At 72.4% G+C, this 16,276-nt stretch carries 10 protein-coding genes; 5 read left to right on the top strand and 5 right to left on the bottom strand.

Annotation, left to right across the window (positions count from 1 at the left end; genetic code table 11):
- Positions 1 to 16: 16 nt before the first annotated feature.
- Positions 17 to 1,474, top strand: a complete 1,458-nt coding sequence (locus LH044_RS02895) for an ABC1 kinase family protein (RefSeq protein WP_227758297.1) — start codon at positions 17 to 19, stop codon at positions 1,472 to 1,474.
- A 31-nt stretch (positions 1,475 to 1,505) separates the two neighbouring features.
- Here LH044_RS02895 and LH044_RS02890 read toward each other — a convergent pair whose 3' ends face one another.
- Together LH044_RS02890 and LH044_RS02885 are read right to left on the bottom strand one after the other, a co-directional pair.
- Complete coding sequence (locus LH044_RS02890) at positions 1,506 to 3,248, bottom strand: pilus assembly protein TadG-related protein (RefSeq protein ID WP_227758296.1); 1,743 nt, start codon at positions 3,246 to 3,248, stop codon at positions 1,506 to 1,508.
- On the bottom strand, positions 3,245 to 3,907 hold the full coding sequence (locus LH044_RS02885; RefSeq protein ID WP_227758295.1) for a TadE/TadG family type IV pilus assembly protein: 663 nt from the start codon (positions 3,905 to 3,907) through the stop codon (positions 3,245 to 3,247). The genes LH044_RS02890 and LH044_RS02885 overlap by 4 nt, the downstream gene beginning before the upstream one ends.
- A 122-nt stretch (positions 3,908 to 4,029) precedes the next feature.
- Here LH044_RS02885 and LH044_RS02880 point away from each other — a divergent pair, with 122 nt between their 5' ends.
- Together LH044_RS02880 and LH044_RS02875 are read left to right on the top strand one after the other, a co-directional pair.
- Entirely contained in the window at positions 4,030 to 4,965 is a 936-nt protein-coding gene (locus LH044_RS02880) for an alpha/beta hydrolase (RefSeq protein ID WP_227758294.1), read from the top strand.
- Positions 4,966 to 5,042: 77 nt separating this feature from the next.
- Entirely contained in the window at positions 5,043 to 6,629 is a 1,587-nt protein-coding gene (locus LH044_RS02875) for an aldehyde dehydrogenase family protein (RefSeq protein ID WP_227758293.1), read from the top strand.
- Between the two features lie 4 nt (positions 6,630 to 6,633).
- Here the strand turns inward: LH044_RS02875 and LH044_RS02870 are convergent, their stop codons facing one another.
- Positions 6,634 to 7,251: a J domain-containing protein gene (locus LH044_RS02870; RefSeq protein WP_227758292.1), complete on the bottom strand. Its 618-nt coding sequence runs from the start codon at positions 7,249 to 7,251 to the stop codon at positions 6,634 to 6,636.
- A gap of 462 nt (positions 7,252 to 7,713) precedes the next feature.
- On the opposite strand from LH044_RS02870, the gene LH044_RS02865 reads away from it, so the two are divergent.
- Positions 7,714 to 8,652, top strand: coding sequence for a sigma-70 family RNA polymerase sigma factor (locus tag LH044_RS02865; protein WP_227758291.1), 939 nt, complete (start codon positions 7,714 to 7,716; stop codon positions 8,650 to 8,652).
- A 138-nt stretch (positions 8,653 to 8,790) separates the two neighbouring features.
- Here the strand turns inward: LH044_RS02865 and LH044_RS02860 are convergent, their stop codons facing one another.
- Together LH044_RS02860 and LH044_RS02855 are read right to left on the bottom strand one after the other, a co-directional pair.
- Entirely contained in the window at positions 8,791 to 10,131 is a 1,341-nt protein-coding gene (locus LH044_RS02860; RefSeq protein WP_227758290.1) for a M18 family aminopeptidase, read from the bottom strand.
- A 25-nt stretch (positions 10,132 to 10,156) separates the two neighbouring features.
- On the bottom strand, positions 10,157 to 11,281 hold the full coding sequence (locus LH044_RS02855) for a CapA family protein (protein WP_227758289.1): 1,125 nt from the start codon (positions 11,279 to 11,281) through the stop codon (positions 10,157 to 10,159).
- Between the two features lie 376 nt (positions 11,282 to 11,657).
- Here LH044_RS02855 and gltB point away from each other — a divergent pair, with 376 nt between their 5' ends.
- Complete coding sequence (gltB, locus tag LH044_RS02850; RefSeq protein ID WP_227758288.1) at positions 11,658 to 16,247, top strand: glutamate synthase large subunit; 4,590 nt, start codon at positions 11,658 to 11,660, stop codon at positions 16,245 to 16,247.
- The last annotated feature ends 29 nt before the right edge of the window (positions 16,248 to 16,276 follow it).

Here is a 16,276-nt window from a genome sequence, read left to right as displayed (position 1 = left end):
GGCGTCGGGAGCAGCCATGAGGCGCGGGAGGGCGCTCGCCCTGGCGGGTGCGGTGGCCGGCGCCGCCGGTGCGGCGGCCGCGCTGGTGGCGGCGACGCGCCGGGACGGCGTGCGCGCCGACCAGCTCCGGCGCACGGCGACGATGGCCCGGATGGGCGCCCGCACGGGCACGAGCTACGTGTCCATGCGGGCCCGCTCCGCGCTGGCCGACGAGGAGCGGCGCAAGGAGCTCGCCGACGAGTTCCAGCTCCGCAGCGCGGAGCAGGTCGCCGAGATGCTCGGCGGCATGAAGGGCGCGCTGATGAAGCTCGGCCAGATGGCCAGCTACCTCGACCAGGGCCTGCCCGAGCCGGTCCGGGAGGCGCTCGCCGAGCTCCAGCAGAACGCGCCGCCGATGGCGCCCGAGCTGGTCGAGCAGGTGGTGCGCGCCGAGCTCGGCGGTGCGCCCGAGCAGGTCTTCGCGGAGTGGGACCCGGTCCCGCTGGCCGCCGCGTCGATCGGCCAGGTGCACCGGGCGGTGACCTGGGACGGCGCCGCGGTCGCGGTGAAGGTCCAGTACCCGGGCGTCGACCGGGCCGTGGCCGCGGACCTCGAGAACACCGACCTGCTGTTCAATGTCATGGGCCTGCTGTTCCCCGGCATGGACCCGGGCCCGATCGTGGCCGAGCTCCGCGAGCGGCTGGTCGAGGAGCTCGACTACCGGATCGAGGCCGCCCACCAGCGGATCTTCGTCGACCACTACCGCGGCCACCCGTACATCCACGTGCCCGCCGTGTTCGACGAGCTGTCGACGGCGCGGGTGCTCACCACCGAGCTCGTGCAGGGCGCGCCGTTCTCCGAGGTGGTCGGTTGGCCCGACGAGGAGCGCCAGCTCGCCGCCGAGTGCCTCTACCGGTTCGCCTTCGGCGGCATCTACCAGCTGCACGCGTTCAACGGCGACCCGCACCCCGGCAACTACCTCTTCCACCCGGGCGGGCGGATCACCTTCCTCGACTTCGGGCTCTGCAAGCGCTTCACCCCCGACGAGGTGCGCGACTTCGAGGACATGATCCGGGCGATGGTGCTCGACCGCGACATCCCGCGCTTCCGCCGGGTCATCGAGCGGATCGGGCTGCTGTCGCCCGACCTGGTCGTGTCGGACGACGAGCTGGTCGAGTACTTCGGCCACTTCTACGAGTTCGTGATGGAGCCGAGCGTCGTGGAGATCACGCCCGAGTGGTCGTCTGACTCGGTGCGGCGCTTCTTCGACCTGAGCGGACCGCACGCCGAGATCATGAAGGCGGCCAACCTCCCGCCGTCGATGGTGATCGTGCAGCGGATCAACATGGGGCTGTTCGCGCTGTTCGGCGACCTGCGGGCGCGCGCCAACTGGCGGGCGATCGCCGAGGAGATCTGGCCGTTCGCGGACGGTCCGCCGTCGACGCCCATGGGGGAGCGGATCGCCGAGTGGGAGCGGGACCGGGCCCAGGCCTGATCGCCTCGCCTTCGCCCGGGGAGCGGCGGCGCTACTCGACGATGCGGATCGGGTTGCCGAGGATGGCGGCCGACCAGGTGGTCGTGTCGCTCACTCCGGCAGGGAAGGCGGCGCGGACCTTGATCCAGCAGCCGGTCCCGACGTCGTCGTCGCAGTCGTAGTCCGACGGGATCGGGATGTCGATCGTCACGAGCTGACCGTTGAAGCCGGTGCTGCTCGACACGTTGCTGATCGTGCACGTCGAGGCGCTGGTGGTCATCGTGCCGGTGCCCGTCTTGGCGAACTTGCAGCCTGCGAAGGTGGTGGCGTACTCGGCCGGCGGGAGGATCTGCAGCGTGCCGGCCTGGCTGGCGTCGCCCATGTCCCAGAGCGTGATCCGCAGGGTCCGCCCGGCGTCGTAGGGGAGCACCCGCGCGAGGTAGAAGGTGGTGTTGGCGGCGTCGGCGTTGGCGTAGATCGGCAGGCGGCCGAGGGCGTTGATCGTGACGTTCGTGCCGTCGACCGCGGCCAGTCCCGCGGTCCCGAAGCCGGTGAAGATCGACATGCGGTTGTGGCCGCCGTCGGTCACCGACGAGCTGTAGGTCGTCGGCGCCGCCGACGTCACGTTCGAGCGGACCTGCAGGATGTAGTCGCCGGTCTTGACCGATGCCGCCGGGATGCTGCAGACCGTCACGTTCTGGCGGAACAGCGACGCGAACTGCGCGTTGTACTTCGCGTTCGTCGGCGTCAGCATCTCGTTGATCGTCCCGAACCCGTTCTCTCCCGGGGTGAAGTACGGCATGGTCACCGTGCAGCCCGACACGATCGGGTTGTCGAGGTTGTTCCAGGGGGTGGTGTCGGGGGCCCGGACGATGAACGTGGTCCTGGTGGTCCTGCCGCCGATGTCCTGGTCGCCGGTGCACCACGTCGTCAGCCCCGGGGCGTACCTCGAGGCCGCGTCGGGGTAGGGGTTGCCCGGCAGCGCCTGCAGCGCGTTGGCCTGGGCCTGCGTGGGCATGTTGGACCCGCACGTGTCGCCGACGTAGGTGAACGCCGGGTCGTAGACCTGGACGTTGAGCGGCTGGCCCGCCACGACGCTCTTCACCTTGAGCGAGAAGAAGTAGCCGTCGAACGAGTAGTCGTCGTTGTTGATGCCCGGGTTGCCGGTGCCGGTGCAGTTGGCGTAGCTGGTCGAGCAGTTCTTGGCCTGGTAGCGGTCGCCCGACTCCTTGGTCGAGTTCGGGCCGGCCACGTTGATCCAGAACTGGGGCGTGTTCTGGCTCCGGGCCGGGTCGTTGCCGAGCTTGTTCTCCGGCGAGCCCATCGGCACCGGGGCGACGTACTCGGCCACCGCCCCGCGCGTCATCCGGAGCTTGTCCATCCCGATCAGCCCCAGGAAGAAGGTCGGGACGTCGGTGGTGATCTTCACCCGCAGCCGGTTCGGGTTGGCCTCCTGCGTCACGGCGATCGCCGTGTTCTGGGAGCCGCCCTCGGCGTAGCCGTTGCGCTTGCTGACGTCCTTGGCGAGCGTCGTCGCGGTGCCGAGGTCGCCGGGCAGGTAGGAGACGCCGGCCAGGGCGCCGGCGTCCGCGGCGCGCTGGATGCGCTCGGCGCGGAGGTACCAGTTCGAGACGTCGACGGCGAAGCCGGCGAACAGCACCATCGTGAGCAGGGTCAGCGCCATCCACACCATGGCGATGCCGCGCTCCCTGCGATCGCGCTCCCGCCACGGCTTGATGCGACGCCGCATGCGCCCGGGCTCGCCCCCGGAGTGCTCCGACCGCCGGAGGCTCATGTGCACTGGTCCGTCGGGACCGGCTCGAGCCGCATGACCGTCTTGCCCTCGACGTAGTTGTACTGGCCGATCAGCTTGGTCAGGTAGCTGTGGCGGATGAGCACCCAGACGCCGACGTTGTCGATGGAGCCGGCGGTGCAGACCTCGGGGTTGGCCCAGCCCGGCCCGCCGTTGGCCTCCATCTTCTTGGTGCTGGAGTTCCACTTGTAGCGGAAGCAGTTAGCGGTGCAGCCGCCGCTCATCGTGTCGTTCGAGGACGGGAAGCCGCCGACCGGGGCGCCGTCGGTGCCCGTCGGGTTCACCCGGTACACGACCATCCCGATCGGCACCGCGCTGGTGAGCGCGGTGAGGTCGGCCGACACGGCGTTCGCCACCTCGCCGGCGGCGGGGGTCAGGTTCGCCTTGTTCGGCCCGAAGGTCGCGGCGGCCAGGCGGGCGCCGCTGCGGCTCGCACCGGTGGCGGTGGCGCCGGTCGCGTACACGAGGCCGAACTCGATGATCCCGAGGAGGAAGATCATGAGCACCGGCAGGATGATCGCCGCCTCGATCAGGGCCGCGCCGCGGTCGGAGCGGGCGCGGCGGTGGCGGTAGACGCGGCCGAGACGGGTCCCCCGCCAACCGCCGATCCCCCGCCCGCTGGGAGCGGTGCGGTGCTTCATCACAAGTACCGTGTCGGCAGGGAGGCTCCGTGACTTGAGCCTCCCGGCCCGGCGGACGTTGGGTCGTTCTGCCCAGTGGTGATCCGGGGGGACCATTGCCTGTCGACGACGAGCTGCAGCCCGTGCTGGACCTGATCGCGGCGACCGGGGCGCCCCCGCCCATGGAGGCGGGTCCTGAGGTGGCGAGGGAGGGCTTCGCCCTGCTGTGCGCGGCGTTCGGGACGGGCCCCGAGGACGTCGAGGTCGAGGACATCGAGGTCGCCGGCGCCGACGGGCCGCTGCCGGCACGGCGGTACCGCCCGGTCGCCCTGCCGGCCGAGGAGCGGGCCCCCGCGCTCGTGTTCCTGCACGGGGGCGGGTTCGTGATCGGGTCGCTCGACACCCACGACGCGCTGTGCCGCGAGCTCGCCGTCGGCGCCGAGGCCGTGGTGGTGTCGGTCGACTACCGACTGGCCCCCGAGCACCCCGCGCCAGCGGCCGTGCACGACGTCGACGCCGCGCTCGCCGACGTGGTCGCCCGGGCCGACGGCCTCGGCATCGACGCGGATCGGGTGGCGGTGGGCGGCGACTCGGCGGGGGGCAACCTCGCGGCGCTCGCCGCGCTGCACTGGTCCGAGCGGCGTCGGGCCGAGCCCGACCTGCCGCCGCTGCGGCTCCAGGTGCTGATCTACCCGGTCACCGACCTCGTCGGCGACCACGAGCGCTTCGCCTCGTTGCGGACCAACGGCGAGGGGTACCTCCTCACCGCCGAGACGATGGACTTCTTCATGCATCACTACGTGCGGAGCTCCGACGTCGACCCGACCGATCCGTCGGTGAACCCGATGCGGGTCGAGGACCTCTCCGACGTGGCCCCCGCGCTGGTGCTGACCGCCGAGTACGACCCGCTGCGCGACGAGGGCGAGGCCTATGCCGTCGCGCTCGAGGCGGCCGGCGTCCCGGTCGAGTCCGAGCGCTTCGACGGCGCCATCCACGCCTTCGTGCAGATGACCTCCACGCAGATCGGCCGGCGCGCCGTGGACCGCATCTGCCTCGCCCTGCGCGACGCCCTGGCCTGACGCCGACGGCCCGACGGCGGGCGCGAGCGGAGGTCCGCCGGGGACGTCGGGAGGGTCGGCCGTCTAGCGTGGCGCGCATGACATCGACCATGGGGCAGGTCAGGACCGGTGGGGCCGGCGTGCCGGAGGGCGCGGCGCCCGAGGGCAACGAGGAGTCCGGCGGGCCCTCCATCGAGACCTTCGACCCCCGTACGGGCGCGCTCCTCGCGATCGTCCCCGACCAGTCCGCCGCCGAGGTCCGGGCCGCGGTCGCGCGCGCTCGCGCCGCCTTCGGGCCGTGGTCGGCGCTCACGTACAAGGAGCGGAGCCGCCACCTGCTCGAGGTGCGCGATCGCCTGCTCGACCGCGCCGAGGAGCTCGTCGGCGTGATCTGCGCCGAGACCGGCAAGCAGCGCGCCGAGGCCGTCACCACCGAGCTGATGGCCGTGTGCGAGACGATGGACTGGTACGCCAAGCACGGTGAGCGGATCCTGCGGCCGCAGCACGTCCCGTCGGGCACGCTGGCCCACAAGTCGGCGTGGAAGCGCTACGAGCCGATGGGCGTGATCGGCGTGATCAGCCCGTGGAACTACCCCTTCACGCTGTCGATGACGCCGATCGTGACCGCGCTGTTCGCCGGCAACACGGTCGTCCTGAAGCCGTCCGAGGTGACGCCGACGGTCGGCCTGGCCATCGGCCAGCTCTTCGCCGACGACACGTGGGGCGATCTCGTCCAGGTCGTGACCGGCGGCGGGGCCACGGGCGAGGCGCTCGTCCGCGGCGGCGTCGACAAGGTGACGTTCACCGGCTCGGTGCGGACGGGCAAGCGGGTCATGGCCGCCGCGGCCGACTCGCTCACGCCGGTGCTGCTCGAGCTGGGCGGCAAGGACCCGATGGTCGTGCTCGAGGACGCCGACGTCGCCCACGCCGCCCGCGGCGCGGTCTGGGGGTCGATGCAGAACGCCGGCCAGACGTGCATGTCGGTCGAGCGGGTCTACGTCGCCGAGCCGGTCTACGACGAGTTCGTGGCCCGGGTGCTCGCCGAGGTGGCGACCATCCGCCAGGACGACAGCGGCCAGGGCGACATCGGGGCGATGACGTTCGAGCCGCAGGTCGAGATCGTGCAGCGGCACCTCGCCGACGCCGTCGCGAAGGGTGCGACCGTGCTCGCCGGCGGCACCCGCACCGACCGCGACGGCCTGTGGTTCCCGCCGACGGTTGTCGTCGACGTCGACCACTCGATGGACCTCATGACCGAGGAGACCTTCGGCCCGGTGCTGCCGATCATGAAGGTGCGCGACGCCGAGGAGGCCGTGCGGCTGGCCAACGACTCGCCGTACGGGCTCAACAGCTCGGTGTGGACCGAGGACGACGACCGCGGCGTCCAGATCGCCAACCGCCTGCAGGCCGGCAACGTGTGCATCAACGACTGCATCGTGTCGTACGCCGTGACCGGACTGCCCTTCGGCGGCGTGAAGAGCTCGGGCATCGGGCGCGTCCACGGGGCCGAGGGCCTGCGCGAGATGTCGAACGTGAAGTCCGTGCTCGGGCGGCGCCTCAAGGTTCCCCGGGAGCTCTGGTGGTTCCCGGTGCCGAAGCACCTCGACGCCGTCGGCATCGCGACGCTGCGGGCCCGGTTCGGCACCGACCTGCGGACGAAGCTCGGCCGCTCCCGCCGGAGCTGAGCCGTCAGCCCTGCTCGTCGCGGAGGGTCGCGAGCACCAGGCGAGTGACCGCGTCGGCGGGCGGCGCCTCGCCGCCGCTGAGCGGCTCCACGGTGCAGAACACCTCGGTCGTGCCGTTGGCGCGGCCCTGCAGGCTGAACAGCACGGAGCTGGTCGGGGCCTCGACGAACTCGACGATCACCTCGACGAGACCCGCGGTCCGGTCCAGGTAGCTGATCTCGCCCAGCGAGTGCGCGGTGTCGAGCAGGAGCATCAGCGTCTCCTCGGCGGGGGCCTCGACCGCGATCGACTCGTCGTCGAGCAGCCGCACACCGATGCGGGGCCGCGGCGGCGTCGGTGGCCCGGGGCGCGGCGTGGGCGCCGGGCGGGACCCGGGTCGGGCGGCCGGCGGCGTCGGCGGACGGGGCGGCGCGCCCCTGGTCGGGGCGCCCGTCGCGAGCGCCTGGCTGAGCACCCGGTAGGCGAGCGTCAGCCGGGCGGTCCGGGCCGCGGCGTCGGGGTGCGAGCTGACGTCGGGGTGCGCGGTCCGGACGAGGCGGCGGTAGCTGGCGCGCACCGCGACGGCATCGATCTCTGCGTCCGGGGCCAGGCCGAGGACCCGACGTGCCTCGTCGACCTGCACGGTCGCACGCTACCTCCGCGCCGACGGCCCGGTTCCCGGGCGGCCGGGGGCCGGCGACGCCCCACCGGGACGCCCGACGGCGGCGCGATGCGGCGGTCCTGAGCGGCGCTCAGGGAGGGGGAGGGCACTGTGAGTGTGCTCAGTGCCACCCTGGGTGCCCGAGAAGTGCTGGAATCCCGGCGTTCCGGGTAGGTGCATGTCCCACACGGCCCGCGACCGGCGCCGGATCAAGGGGAATCCGACCGGTCACCTCCTTGACACGCGTCGTACCATGAGGCCTCCCCCGAGCGGCGGCGGACTCTACCCCACACATGCTGCGCACGTCACCGGAACCTCGGTCCCGGCTGCCGGGCCCGGCAGCGGTGCGAGCAGGTCCCGACGGCGATCGTACGTCCCATCGGATCGACATCCCAGCGAGCCCGCCAGGTGTCAGCAGAGCCGGCGTCAATGAAAGGTGTGCAGGTGGCAAAGCAGCGAGCAGAGCGCGATGAGGAAGACCTCGTTCGGCTGTACCTCAGCGAGATCGGTCAGTACCCGCTGCTGACCAAGGACGACGAGTCGCGCCTCGCCCAGGCCATGGAGACGGGCAAGGAGGCGGCCGGCGAGCTGGAGGCCAACGAGCGGAGCCTGTCGCCGTCCCGCAAGCGTGAGCTGCGGAAGCTCGTCAAGGCCGGCGAGGAGGCCGAGCGCTCCTTCGTCCAGTCGAACCTGCGGCTCGTGGTGTCGATCGCCAAGAAGTACCAGGCGTCGGGCATGCCCCTCCTCGACCTCATCCAGGAGGGCAACCTCGGCCTGATGCACGCCGTCGAGAAGTTCGACTGGCGCAAGGGCTTCAAGTTCTCCACCTACGCCACGTGGTGGATCCGTCAGGCGCTGACGCGGGGCATCGCCAACACCAACCGCACGATCCGGCTCCCGGTCCACGCCGGCGACAACCTCGCCCGCGTCCAGAAGGCCCGGGTCCGGCTCGAGACCGCCTACGGGCGTCGCCCGACCGTGGCCGAGCTGGCCGCCGACCTCGACATGCCCGAGGACAAGGTCACCGAGATCCTGCGCTTCGCCGCCGACACGCTGTCGCTGTCCACGCCGCTGCGCGAGGACGGCGACGCCGAGCTCGGCGACATCGTCGAGGACCCGACGGCCGCCTCGCCGTTCGAGGCCGCGGCCGAGTCGCTCCTGCCGGCGCAGATCAGCCGGCTGATGATGCCGCTCGACGACCGCGAGCGCGAGATCCTCTCGCTCCGCTTCGGCCTGGACCGGGGCGAGCCCCGGACGCTCGAGGAGGTCGGCGAGCACTTCGACCTGACCCGGGAGCGCATCCGCCAGATCGAGGCCCGCGCCATGTCCAAGCTGCGCCACCCGTCCTCGGACACCGGCGCCCGGGACCTGCTCAACGCCTGAGCGGCATCCCACCCGAACGTCGACCGGAGCCGGGCCTCGTGCCCGGCTCCGTCGCGTCCGGGTCGTCGTTCGCTCGAGTTTCTCTGGTCGGGATCGCGACAAGGGATGTCGCTGTGCACCCCTATATCCCTGGGCGGCCTATGTGGCGGTGAACCAGGCGGTGAACGCGGTGCGCATCGGCGTCACGTCCGCGACCGCCATCAGCTCCCGCGCCGAGTGCATCGACAGCATCGGCATGCCGACGTCGACGGTGTCGACCGCGAGGCGGGCCGCGGTCAGCGGACCGATCGTCGATCCGCACGGGAGGTCGCCGCGGTGGGAGTAGTCCTGCACGGCCACGCCTGCGGACCTGCAGACGGCCCGGAACGCGGCGGCGCTGCCGGAGTCGGTCGCGTAGCGGGCGTTCACGTTGTGCTTGACCACCGGGCCGCCCCCGGCGCGGATCCAGTGCCCCGGCTCGTGGCGCTCGGGGTAGTTGGGGTGCGTGGCGTGGGCCATGTCGGCCGACAGCAGCATCGAGCCCGCGAGCGAGCGCAGCAGGTCGGCGCGGGTCCCACCCTGCGCCGCCGCCCGCCGCTCGAGCACCTGCTCGAGCCAGGCCCCGTCGGCGCCGGTCGCCGTGGTCGAGCCAATCTCCTCGTGGTCGTTGAGGACCACGACCGACGTGACCGCCGGCGGCGCCGCACCCGCGGCGACCGCGACCAGCGCGGCCAGCGCCCCCCAGCAGCAGGCCTGGTCGTCCAGGCGCGGCGCCGCCAGCAGGTCGCCGTGGGCGCCGATCACCGCGGCGGGCTGCACGTCGAACGCCATCGCCTCCCACGCGACGACGTCGTCGTCGTGCACCCCGACCTGGTCGGCGAGCCACGTGCGAAAGTCGCCCTCGTGGGCCTCGCCGAGGCCCCAGACCGGCGTGAGGTGCTGCTGCGGGTTCAGCGACAGACCCTCGGTCGAGATCTCGCGGTCGAGGTGGATCGCGAGCTGCGGGACCCGCATCACCGCGCCGGCGGTGCGGAACGCCCGGTGCTCGGTCCCGTCCGTCCCGTCCGATCCCGACCCGGGCCGTTCGGGGTCCGTCCGCCGGACCGCGACCCGGCCGGCGAGGCCGAGGTCGCGGTCGAGCCACGAGTTCCGGAGCGCGCCGCCGTAGACCTCGATGCCGAGCTGGCGCCACCCGCCGACGCCGCGGTCGGGCCGGGGCCGGATCCGCAGGCCGGGGGAGTCGGTGTGGGCGCCGATCAGCCGCATCGGGGCGCCCGGGTCGCGGTCGCCGCCCGGGACCCACGCCACCAGCGCGCCGTCCCGGGCCACGTAGGCCGGGCCCTCGACGTCGCCGGCCGTCCAGGCCCCGCCGGCGTCCAGCGCCGCGAACCCGGCAGCGTCGAGCAGGGCCCGGGCCGTCGCGACGGCGTGGTACGGGCTGGGCGATGCGTCGATGAACCTGGTCAGGTCGGCGACGTCGCCGGCGGGCTCGGCGCTCATGGTGGGCCTCCTGTCGGTCGGGCGGTCAGGGGGTCGCGGCCGGGGTGAGCCCGGCGCACGCCTGGCGCTGCGCCATCGTCGCCTGGGCGGCGTCGGCGGCCGCGCCGGTGAGCGGGTACGGGATGCTCCCGCGGATGACCGCCGGGGTCCAGGTGTAGCCGTCGATGCGGCGGCCGGTGGCCGTCACCGTCAGCACGCCGGTGGCCGCGCCCTCGGGAGAGTTGGCCTTGAAGGCGAAGTTGCCGAGCGAGTAGGCGACGAACTGCTGGCCGTCGTAGCCGACGCCCTGGAGGCGGTGCGGGTGCGAGCCGACGACGATGTCGGCACCGGCGCCAACGAGCAGATCGGCGAGCTCCTTCTGGCGAGGGTTCGGGCAGGTCTGGCGCTCCGTGCCCCAGTGGAGGAAGACGACGAGGGTGTCGACCTGCGGTCGGAGGGCCTGGACCTCCTGCGCGAGCCGGGCCTGGTGCGCCTCCTCGGCGCTGGCCAACCCGGGGTGGCCCGGACCCGCCGTCCACGCGCCGGTCAGCGCGGCGTCGAACACGTCGTTGGCGGCCACGAACCCGATCCGCTGGCCCTTCACCTCGGTGATCCAGGGGGTGTACGCCTCGGCGTCGTCGCCGCCGATCCCGAGGATCGGCAAGCCGCCGGCGCGCTTGATCCGCAGCGAGTCCTGGAGGCCGGCCGGGCCGAAGTCCATCCCGTGGTTGTTGGCCATCGTCACGACGTCGACCCCGGCGGCCTGCAGGGCCGCGACCGCCTGCTCGGGCACATGGAACGTGAAGTCCTTCGGCTGGGGCGATCCGCCGGTGCCGAGCGCCGCCTCGAGGTTGACCATCGTCAGGTCCGCAGCCGACAGCGTCGGGGCGATCGCCCCGAGGACCGACCCGGGCGAGGAGCGCACGGCGCCGAGCTGGTCCTGGAAGTTCGTGTCGCCGGCGAAGGCGAGGGTCACCGGCTGGCCGCTGCCGGTCGGCCCCCGGGTGGTCGTCGTGCCGGCGGTCGTGGTCGTGACGTCGCCCCGGGCCGTGGCGTCCGAGCCGGCGCCGCTCGCCGTCGGCCCCCCGTCGTCGCCGGCGCACGACGCGAGCAGCCCGGCGGCGAGGGCGACCGCAGCGACCATGAGGAGGGTCCGTCGGGCGGTCGTCACGGCGGGCAACGCTACGGCACCGCCGTGCCCGCGACGGTGAGCCCCGGGGTCGCTCGGGCGGCCCGCGAGGGTCGCCGGAGGGCCACCCGAGGGCGGGGGAGCGTCGGGGCACCCCCCGGTGGGAACGCGTTGGGTGGATCGGGAGCGCTCGGCTAGTCTTGCCCGACCCCCTGCCGGGTCCGGCTGCGCCGGTCCGGCAACGTCCTCAGCGCCAACGACGGCCGGGGACAGGGCCGCCGACGACGCCGGCCCACCCATGCTCGCGGCGAACCGCAGCTGTTGCAGTCAACGTCGACTGCTCGGGGCGACCGACCACGGCCGACCCCCGACCCAGACTCTCGTCCGGCGTCCCCGGACGCACCGCAACAGGAGCACCATGACCAACCGTCTGCCCGGGGCCCGCCCCGGACCGGTGGGCCTCTACCACCCCGACCAGGAGCACGACGCCTGCGGCGTCTCCTTCGTCTGCGACCTGCACGGCCGACCCTCCCACGACCTGGTCCAGAAGGGCCTCACGTCGCTGTGCAACCTGGACCACCGCGGCGCCACCGGCGCCGAGGAGAACACCGGTGACGGTGCGGGCATCCTCGTGCAGGTGCCGGACGCCTTCCTGCGGGCGGTGCTGCCGTTCGAGCTGCCCGAGCAGGGTCGCTACGCCGTCGGCATCGGCTTCCTCCCGGCCGACGAGGCCGAGGCGGACGCCGCGGCCGCGGGCATCGAGAAGATCTGCGCCGAGGAGGGCGCCGAGGTCCTGGGGTGGCGCGTCGTCCCGGTCGACCCGTCGATGATCGGCGCCACGGCGCTGGGCGCCATGCCGAGCTTCCGCCAGCTGTTCGTCGCGGACGCCGACGGCATCCGCAGCGGCATCGAGCTCGACCGGCTGGCCTACGTGGTGCGCAAGCGGATCGAGCACGAGATCCTGAGCCCCGACGGCGAGGCCGCCGTCTACTTCCCGTCGCTGTCGTGCCGCACGCTGGTCTACAAGGGCATGCTCACGACGCCGCAGCTCGGCGAGTTCTTCGAGGACCTGCGCGACGAGCGCTTCGAGTCGGCGCTCGCGCTGGTCCACTCCCGGTTCTCGACGAACACGTTCCCGTCGTGGCCGCTCGCGCACCCGTACCGCTACGTCGCCCACAACGGCGAGATCAACACGGTCCAGGGCAACCAGAACTGGATGCGGGCCCGGGAGGCGCTGCTGCGCTCCGAGGCGTTCCCCACCGGCGCCGGCACCGCCGGGCTGGAGCGGATCTTCCCGATCTGCACGCCCGGGAGCTCCGACACCGCCCGCCTCGACGAGGTGCTCGAGCTGCTGCACCTCGGCGGCTACTCGCTGCCCCACGCCATGCTGATGATGATCCCCGAGGCGTGGGAGAAGCACACCGACATGGATCCCGCGGTGCGGGACTTCTACCGGTTCCACGCCTGCATCATGGAGCCCTGGGACGGCCCCGCCTCGGTGACGTTCACCGACGGCACGGTTGTCGGCGCCGTGCTCGACCGCAACGGCCTGCGCCCGTCCCGCTACTGGGTCTGCGACGACGGCCTGGTGGTCATGGCGTCCGAGGTCGGCACGCTGCCGATCGACCAGGAGCGCGTCGTCACCAAGGGCCGCCTGCAGCCCGGCCGCATGTTCCTGATCGACACCGAGCAGGGTCGGATCATCGACGACGCCGAGATCAAGCAGGGCCTCGCCGCCGCCCACCCCTACGGGGAGTGGCTCGAGAGCAACCTGCTGCGCCTCGAGGACCTGCCCGAGGTCGCCCACATCCGCGAGTCCTCACGTGAGGTGCTGCGCGAGCAGCAGACCTTCGGCTACACGCACGAGGACCTCCGGATCCTCATCGAGCCGATGGCCCGCACGGGTGTCGAGGCGCTCGGCTCGATGGGCACCGACACGCCGCTCGCGGTGCTGTCGGACCGCCCCAAGCTCGTCTACGACTACTTCAAGCAGCTGTTCGCCCAGGTGACGAACCCGCCGCTCGACGCGATCCGCGAGGAGCTGGTCACGTCGCTCAGCAAGGTCGTCGGCCCCGAGGGCAACCTGCTCGACCCCGGTCCGCAGTCGTGCCACCTGCTCGAGCTGCCGCACCCGATCCTGAACAACGAGGACCTCGACCGGATCCAGCACGTCGAGGAGGCCGACCCGCGGTTCAAGTCCCGGACCGTGCGCTGCCTGTACCCGGCGTTCTCCGGCGGCCGAGGCCTGGCCCGCGCCCTCGAGCGCATCCGCGCCGAGGTGTCCGAGGCGATCGAGGACGGCGCCAACATCATCGTGCTGTCGGACTGGCTCTCGAACGAGGACCTGGCGCCGATCCCGATGCTGCTCGCGACCGCCGCGGTCCACCACCACCTGATCCGGGAGAAGACCCGCACGCAGGTCGGCCTCATCGTCGAGACCGGCGAGGCCCGCGAGGTGCACCACTTCGCGCTCCTGCTCGGCTACGGCGCCGCCGCGGTGAACCCGTACCTGGCGTTCGACTCGATCGAGCACATGATCAACGAGCGGGCCACCACCGTCACCGACTTCGACGCCGCCGTCGCCAACTACCGGAAGGCCGTCGGCAAGGGGATCCTCAAGGTGATGTCCAAGATGGGCATCTCGACCGTGGCCTCCTACACCGGCGCGCAGATCTTCGAGGCGATCGGTCTGGGCTCCGAGCTCGTCGACGAGTACTTCACCGGAACGGTCAGCCGCCTGGGCGGCATCGGCCTCGACGAGGTCGCCGAGGAGGTGCGCCGGCGCCACGCCCGCGCCTACCCCTTCCGCCAGGAGGAGCGCGCCCACCGCACGCTCGAGGCCGGCGGCGAGTACCAGTGGCGGCGCGAGGGGGAGTACCACCTCTTCAACCCCAAGACGGTCTTCAAGCTGCAGCACGCCACCCGCAGCGGCCAGTACGAGATCTTCAAGGAGTACACGAAGCTCGTGGACGACCAGGCCGAGCACCTGGCGACGCTGCGCGGGCTGTTCAGGCTCCGCGCCGGCGACCGCCCGGCGGTGCCGCTGGACGAGGTCGAGCCCGCGTCGGAGATCGTGAAGCGGTTCTCCACGGGGGCGATGAGCTACGGGTCGATCTCGGCCGAGGCCCACGAGACGCTGGCCATCGCCATGAACCGGTTGGGCGGCAAGTCCAACACCGGTGAGGGCGGCGAGGACCCGCGCCGGTTCACCCCCGACGAGAACGGCGACCTGCGGCGGTCGTCGATCAAGCAGGTGGCCTCGGGCCGCTTCGGCGTCACGGCGGAGTACCTGACGAACTCCGACGACATCCAGATCAAGATGGCCCAGGGCGCCAAGCCCGGCGAGGGCGGCCAGCTGCCCGGCCACAAGGTGTACCCGTGGATCGCCGACACCCGGCACTCCACGCCCGGCGTGGGCCTGATCTCGCCGCCGCCGCACCACGACATCTACTCGATCGAGGACCTCGCCCAGCTCATCCACGACCTCAAGAACTCGAACCCGGCGGCGCGCATCCACGTGAAGCTCGTCGCCGAGGTCGGCGTGGGGACGGTGGCGGCGGGCGTCGCCAAGGCCAAGTCCGACGTGGTGCTGATCTCCGGCCACGACGGCGGCACGGGCGCCAGCCCCCTCACCTCGCTGAAGCACGCCGGCGCGCCCTGGGAGCTCGGCCTGGCCGAGACCCAGCAGACCCTCGTGCTCAACGGCCTCCGCGACCGGATCGTCGTGCAGGTCGACGGCCAGCTCAAGACCGGTCGCGACGTCGTGATCGGCGCCCTGCTGGGCGCCGAGGAGTTCGGCTTCGCCACCGCGCCGCTGGTGGTGTCGGGCTGCGTGATGATGCGGGTCTGCCACCTCGACACGTGCCCCGTCGGCATCGCGACGCAGAACCCGGTGCTCCGGGAGCGCTTCTCGGGCCAGCCCGAGTTCGTCGAGAACTTCATGCGCTTCATCGCCGAGGAGGTGCGGGAGCTGCTCGCCGAGCTCGGCTTCCGCTCCATCGAGGAGGCCGTCGGCCACGCCGAGCTCATCGACGCCTCGGCCGCGATCGACCACTGGAAGGCTCAGGGCCTCGACCTGTCGCCGATCCTGCACGTCGTCGAGCCGTGGGAGTCCGACGACCTCCACCACCGGCGGGCGCAGGACCACGGGCTCGACAAGGCGCTCGACAACACGCTGATCACCGAGTCGGCCGACGCGCTCGACGAGGGCACCCCGGTGCACCTCCGCATCCCGATCCAGAACGTCAACCGGACGGTCGGCACGATGCTCGGGCACGAGCTGACGAAGCGCCACGGCGGCGCCGGCCTGCCCGACGACACGATCGTGATCGACTTCGACGGCTCGGCCGGCAACAGCTTCGGCGCCTTCGTGCCCCGGGGCGTGACCATGCGGCTCTGGGGCGACGCCAACGACTACGTCGGCAAGGGCCTCTCGGGCGGTCGCATCGTCGTGCGCCCACCGGTCGACGCCCACCCCGACTTCGTCGCCGAGCGGAGCATCATCGCCGGCAACGTGATCCTGTACGGCGCCACGAAGGGCGAGGTGTACCTGCGGGGCATCGTCGGCGAGCGGTTCTGCGTGCGGAACTCCGGTGCCGTCGCGGTGGTCGAGGGCGTCGGCGACCACGGCTGCGAGTACATGACCGGTGGCCGCGTGGTCGTGCTCGGCCCGACCGGGCGGAACTTCGGCGCCGGCATGTCGGGCGGCATCGCCTACGTCCACGACCCCGACGGCACGTTCCCCGAGCGGGTCAACTACGAGATGGTGGCGCTGGCCGAGATGGACCAGGCCGACCTGGACGACCTGGAGCGCATGGTCCGCCGCCACGCCGAGGAGACGGGGTCGCCGGTGGCGGCCGCGCTGCTCGACGACTGGGGCGCCGCCGTCGGGCGGTTCCGCAAGGTCATGCCGAACGACTACCAGCGGGTCCTCGACGCCACGGCGAGGGCCGAGGCCGAGGGTCTCGACGTGGTCGAGACGATCATGGCGGCGAGCCAGCCGGCCTGAGCCGACCCGACGCCCCCGTCCCGCTGCGC

It is taken from the genome of Dermatobacter hominis, assembly GCF_020715685.1.
Taxonomy (GTDB): Bacteria; Actinomycetota; Acidimicrobiia; order Acidimicrobiales; family Microtrichaceae; genus Dermatobacter; species Dermatobacter hominis.
This window is presented reverse-complemented; position numbering and strand designations above follow the sequence as displayed.

Bases quoted from the DNA above. Each gene is read 5' to 3' on its own strand.
- LH044_RS02895 (WP_227758297.1), top strand. From the start codon at position 17: ATGAGGCGCGGGAGGGCGCTCGCCCTGGCGGGTGCGGTGGCCGGCGCC.
- LH044_RS02890 (WP_227758296.1), bottom strand. From the start codon at position 3,248: ATGAGCCTCCGGCGGTCGGAGCACTCCGGGGGCGAGCCCGGGCGCATG.
- LH044_RS02885 (WP_227758295.1), bottom strand. From the start codon at position 3,907: ATGAAGCACCGCACCGCTCCCAGCGGGCGGGGGATCGGCGGTTGGCGG.
- LH044_RS02875 (WP_227758293.1), top strand. From the start codon at position 5,043: ATGACATCGACCATGGGGCAGGTCAGGACCGGTGGGGCCGGCGTGCCG.
- LH044_RS02860 (WP_227758290.1), bottom strand. From the start codon at position 10,131: ATGAGCGCCGAGCCCGCCGGCGACGTCGCCGACCTGACCAGGTTCATC.
- gltB (WP_227758288.1), top strand. From the start codon at position 11,658: ATGACCAACCGTCTGCCCGGGGCCCGCCCCGGACCGGTGGGCCTCTAC.